The following is a 749-nucleotide window of genomic DNA, read 5'->3' on the forward strand; positions in this document are numbered from 1 at the left end:
GGCTCCTTTTGCTCTCAATAGGTGTTAGGCCCGATATCGAGGCGAGCAAGAGGAGAAAGGACCAAAATGGCCAACGTACTGAACGCCAAGGGTGTTCCACTCCCCTACAGCGGATCCTCCGTAAAGTGGTATTCGGCGACGAATTCCGGCCCGACACTTTATGGCAGCATCTACAACGACTCAATGTACGCCGACGGTAGCGTCACCGTGACGATGTACGGCGGCAAGGGCGATGACATCTATTATCTGTATTCCTCCAAAAACAAAGCGGTCGAGCTGCCCAACGAGGGTGTCGACACCATATCGACTTGGATGAGCTACAAACTCCCAGCGAATTTCGAAAACCTGACGGTCACCGGCGACAAACACTATGCTTTCGGAAACGAGCTAAACAACATCGTTGCCGGCGGCTCCGGCCAACAGACGCTCGACGGCTTGCAGGGCGATGACGTTCTCAAGGGCGGATCCGGGGCGGACATTTTCGTCGTGACCCCCGGCAACGGCAGTGACCTGATCCTCGATTTTGGGGTCGATGATACCGTGCGTGTCGGGAGTTACGGCTTCACCTCCTTCGAGGACGTGCACGCCAACATGGTTCAGTCGGGAGCGAACGTCCGACTTAATCTGTCCAATGACGAATTTCTCGTTTTCGCCAACAAGACCGTCGACCAGTTCACCCCAGGCCAGTTCGATCTGGCCCTGGACAGGTCGCATCTGGAACTCACCTTCTCGGACGAGTTCAACACGCT

General features: G+C 55.7%; 1 pseudogene. It reads left to right on the top strand.

Annotation, left to right across the window (positions count from 1 at the left end):
- Positions 1 to 66: 66 nt before the first annotated feature.
- Positions 67 to 749, top strand: a pseudogene (locus NKI97_RS35375) (1,3-1,4-beta-glycanase); the annotation flags it as partial.

It is taken from the genome of Mesorhizobium sp. M0296 (assembly GCF_040321675.1).
Classification (GTDB): Bacteria; Pseudomonadota; Alphaproteobacteria; order Rhizobiales; family Rhizobiaceae; genus Mesorhizobium.